General features: G+C 70.5%; 5 protein-coding genes and 1 pseudogene. 3 read left to right on the top strand and 3 right to left on the bottom strand.

Annotated features, from left to right (window positions below; translation table 11 throughout):
• The 3 genes from QZY48_RS30235 to QZY48_RS30245 form a co-directional block, all read left to right on the top strand.
• Positions 1–1,204: NAD(+) kinase (locus QZY48_RS30235; RefSeq protein WP_366929813.1), on the top strand; the 1,204-nt coding region annotated here is incomplete at its 5' end.
• Positions 1,198–2,883, top strand: a complete 1,686-nt coding sequence (recN, locus tag QZY48_RS30240) for a DNA repair protein RecN (RefSeq protein ID WP_295437601.1) — start codon at positions 1,198–1,200, stop codon at positions 2,881–2,883. The genes QZY48_RS30235 and recN, both read left to right, overlap by 7 nt.
• Positions 2,884–3,001: 118 nt before the next feature.
• Positions 3,002–3,214 carry a hypothetical protein gene (locus QZY48_RS30245; protein ID WP_295437602.1) on the top strand — a complete coding sequence of 71 codons (213 nt, stop codon included), beginning with the start codon at positions 3,002–3,004 and terminating at the stop codon, positions 3,212–3,214.
• On the opposite strand, the gene QZY48_RS30250 is transcribed toward QZY48_RS30245, so the two are convergent.
• The 3 genes and pseudogenes from QZY48_RS30250 to QZY48_RS30260 all read right to left on the bottom strand — a co-directional run.
• Positions 3,211–3,549 (bottom strand): hypothetical protein, encoded by a 339-nt coding sequence (locus QZY48_RS30250; RefSeq protein ID WP_295437604.1) that lies wholly within the window; start codon positions 3,547–3,549, stop codon positions 3,211–3,213. The two genes, QZY48_RS30245 and QZY48_RS30250, sit on opposite strands and share 4 nt — an antisense overlap.
• Positions 3,512–3,961 (bottom strand): toll/interleukin-1 receptor domain-containing protein, encoded by a 450-nt coding sequence (locus QZY48_RS30255; RefSeq protein ID WP_295437605.1) that lies wholly within the window; start codon positions 3,959–3,961, stop codon positions 3,512–3,514. Before QZY48_RS30255 ends, QZY48_RS30250 begins: the two co-directional genes overlap by 38 nt.
• A gap of 96 nt (positions 3,962–4,057) precedes the next feature.
• Positions 4,058–4,177: pseudogene (locus QZY48_RS30260) on the bottom strand (IS5/IS1182 family transposase); the annotation flags it as partial.

Consider the following 4,177-nt stretch of genomic DNA (forward strand, 5'->3'; position numbering starts at 1 on the left):
CGTTGTCGAATCATCCGACCACGATTACGACAACGACAACGACAACGACAACGACGCCCGGTCCGTGAGAACGTCCGGTAGCTGTAGCTGTAGGGTACGCCGACCGGCTCGGCCCCCGGCGCACCGGCCATCCAGCCCTGGGGTCCCGGCGAGCACCAAGGCCCGGCTCACCCGGCAGGCCGCCCGCCTCCGGGCCGGCGCCCGGCGCTCCCGCCTATTGGCGCGCCTGCCGGCCCATGCTACCGTTCGGGCTTACCCGCCCGAAACCACCAGCGCCCGAACCCTCCAGCACGGACCCCCCAATCCCATGCCGCAATTTCGTACCGTCGGCATCATCGGCAGGCAGAGCGGCACGCCCGAGGTCGAGTCGATCCTGCGGCGGCTGATCAAGCATCTGCGCCGCCGCTCCTGCCAGGTCCTGCTGGACGGCGAGAGCGCCCGCGAGCTCGGCCTCAAGACCGCGGACGGCCTGCCGGTGGCCGTGCTGGGGGCGCGCTGTGACCTGGTGGTGGTGGTCGGGGGCGACGGCACCCTGCTGCACGCCGGCCGCGCCCTGGCCGGGAGCCGGGTGCCGCTCCTGGGGATCAACGTCGGGCGGCTCGGCTTCCTGGTCGACGTCTCCCCGAGCGAGATGGAGTCGGTCCTGGACGCCATCCTGGAGGGCGAATACGAGACCGACCGCCGCGCCCTGCTCACCGCCGCGGTCCTGGGTGATCCGACCGAGGGGCGCGCCTATGCGGCCCTGAACGACGTGGTGATTCATAAGTGGAACACGGCCCGCATGATCCAGTTCGATACCTTGATCGACGGGGTCTTCGTCAGCGCCCAGCGCTCGGACGGACTGATCGTCGCCACCCCGACCGGCTCCACCGCCTACGCCCTGTCCGGCGGCGGCCCCCTGGTGGACCCCGCCCTGGACGCCATCCTGCTGGTATCCATCTGCCCGCATGACCTCAGCAACCGTCCCCTGGTGGTGCCGGGCGGCAGTTGCATCGAGATCAAGGTCTGCGGCCATGACGTCGGCCAGGCACGGATGACCTGCGACGGTCAGACCGAGGTCCCGCTCCCCTCGGAGGCCCTGGTGCGCATCTGCCGCCACCCGGACCGCGCCTGCCTGATCCACCCCAAGGGTCACGATCACTACCAGATCCTCCGCGCCAAGCTCGGTTGGGGCACCCACACCCAGGTGACCTCGCCGTGCTGACCCACATCCTCATTCAAGACCTGGCGATCGTCAGCCGCCTGGAACTCGATTTTTCACGCGGCTTGAGCGCCCTGACCGGCGAGACCGGGGCCGGCAAGTCCATCCTGGTCGATGCCTTGGGGCTCGCCCTGGGGGACAAGACCGATGCCGACACCATCCGCGTCGGCCGGGAGCGCGCCGAGGTGGTCGCCAGTTTCGACCTGACCCAGTGCCCCGGCGCCCGCGCCTGGCTGGCCGCGCAGGCCCTGGACGACGACGGCGAGTGCATCGTGCGCCGCCTCATCGTGCGCGCCGGCCGCTCCCGCGCCTTCATCAACGGCCGCCCGGCCAGCGGCAGCCAGCTCAAGGACTTGGGCGACCTGCTGGTTGACATCCACGGCCAGCACGCCCACCAGTCCCTGTTGCGCCCCAATGACCAGCGCGACCTGCTGGACGCCTACGGCGGTCACGGCGCCCTGGCCGCCGCGGTGGCGGGCGCCTGGCGCGAGTTCCGGACCCTGGACCGGCGGCTCACCGAGCTTGAGAACGCCGGCACCGAACGCGCCGAGCGCCGGGACCTGCTGCGCTTCCAGGTCGAGGAATTGTCCGCGCTGGCCCTCACCCCCGAGGAACTGCCCACCCTGGACCAGGAGCAGCGGCGCCTGAGCAATCTGGGCCGCCTGCAGGAGACGGCCGGGCGCGTGCTGGTGCTGCTCGCCGAGTCCGAACCCGCCATCGAGGACCAGTTGCGCACCGCCGGGACCGAGCTTGCCGACCTGGAGTCAGTCGACCCCAGCCTGGCGCCGACCCGCGAGTTGCTGGAGACCGCCGCCATCCACGCCCACGAGGCCGCCTCCGGGCTGCGCCACTATCTGGACGGCCTGGATCTGGACCCGGCCGCGCTGGCGACGGTGGAGAGTCGGCTCGCCCAGGTCCACGACCTGGCGCGCAAATACCGCTGCTTTGCCGCCCAGTTGCCGGAACTGCTTCAGACCCGCCGGGCCGAGCTCCAGTCGCTCGACGACGCCGACCAGGGCCTGGAGGCGCTGCGCGAGCACCGCGACACCGCCTGGGCCGGATTCAGCGCCCAGGCGCTCGGGCTCACCACCGCCCGCGCCGCCGCCGCCACCCGCCTGGGCGCGACCGTCACGGCGGCCATGCAAGACCTCGGCATGGCCGGCGGGCGCTTTGCCGTGCAATTGGAATCCCTGGGGCTCACCGCCGCCGGGGCCGGCGGGTGCGAGCGCGTCGCCTTCCTGGTCAGCGCCAACCCCGGGCAGCCCCTGCAATCCCTGGCGCGGGTCGCCTCCGGGGGCGAACTCTCGCGCATCAGTCTCGGTATCCAGGTCGCCACCGCCGAGGTCGGGGCCGTCCCCACCCTGGTCTTCGACGAGGTCGACGTCGGCATCGGCGGCGGCGTGGCCGAGATCGTCGGGCGTCTGTTGCGCCGCCTGGGCGAGGCGCGCCAGGTCCTGTGCGTCACCCACCTGCCCCAGGTCGCCGCCCAGGCCCATCACCAGTTGCGGGTCCGCAAGGAGACCCTGGACGGCGAGACCCACACCCGCATCGACCCTCTGGACGGCGACACCCGGCGCGAAGAGATCGCCCGCATGTTGGGCGGCACCGAGATCACGCGGCGCACACGCGAACACGCAAGCGAAATGCTGGCGCACGCCGCCGCCGCGGGCCGGGGCGAGTGATACAATCGCGCTTTACACACCAGCCGGGGGGGAGAAGAATAAGGGTGGCGTTCACGGGCCAGACAGACCCGCGGGAGCCAACGACAACCCAGACGCTTAACCTTGCGAGGAATAAGAAATGACACGCATCCTGTTGACGATCGGATGGCTGGCGGGCGCCGCCGGGGTCCTGCTCACCCTCGTGGCCGGGGCGGCCCGAATCGCCGGTTACTACTGGCTCGGCAGTTTCTCCACCGGCACCGTCCTGCTGGGCGCCATGGGGGTCATGCTGATCGGCTGCCTGGGCTTCCTCGCCGCACTCAGCACGCGACGCGGTGCCGACGGGCGCTAGGTATTGACGTCCGGCGGACCCTGCCACAGGTCCCACACCGGGATCGCCCAGAGTCGCTCGCTGAAACAGAGCGCACGCTCGCCGGTGTAGAGCAGGACCCCGGCGTGGAAACGCTCCGGCGCATCCGCGGCCAGCGACTCAAGCCCGGCGAAGTCCTTCGGTTGACGCCGCAGTCGTGCGGATCGATGACGCTGCGGTAGGGCGCGCGCGAGGTACCGGTTTTGGTCCCAAGAGCCGCCGCGCACCACCTGCGATCCGGTGCCGCCGAGTTGGATGCGCGTGGAGTCCTTAATTTCATTAAGACACCACTCCCAGACGTTGTCGGCGGCTGACACGGGATCGCTGGTCCGCGCAGCGGACCCTACGGGGGGCGGCCGCTGGGCGCGGGTGCTCGGCCAGCCGTTCGATGCCGCGGATCAGTCGGTCCATGTGGCCGCGGAAATGGGCGCCGGCCGCGTGCACCGTGGTGGCCTGGCGATCGGCGAGCGCCTTGATGCTGTCGGGCAGGTCCGGCTCCAGCGGCATCGCTACGCCCTCCAGCAGCACCGGGACCAGGGGGATGCCGCGCGCGAGCGCAATCTCGATCTCGGTGCGGACATAGTCGCGCGGGGCGTCCAGGCGGCGGCCCGAGGCCGCGTCGGCGGCGCGCAGCCAGTCCCGGCCGATCACGGCCAGCACCACGTCTGAGCTGCGGACCTGTTGGTCGAGCCAGTCCCGCCAGTTGACCCCCAGCGGGATGTCGTCCACTTGCGAGCAACCACGCAAGTTTATCGTGTGGCCCCAGGCTCTGCGCGCCTGGAGTCCATGGCTTCAGCCATGGCTGCTAAGAGGGTATAGACAAAATTAAGTCGTTGTCGTCATGCGTCGTAGAAGGATCCGCGCCTCAGTGAGCCAGACCCAGGCTTCGGACACGCACAGCAGGCGATCATGGTGCATGATCAAACGGCGTGCGCGCTCGTTCCA

This window comes from uncultured Thiodictyon sp. (genome assembly GCF_903828115.1).
In the GTDB taxonomy this organism is placed as follows: domain Bacteria; phylum Pseudomonadota; class Gammaproteobacteria; order Chromatiales; family Chromatiaceae; genus Thiodictyon.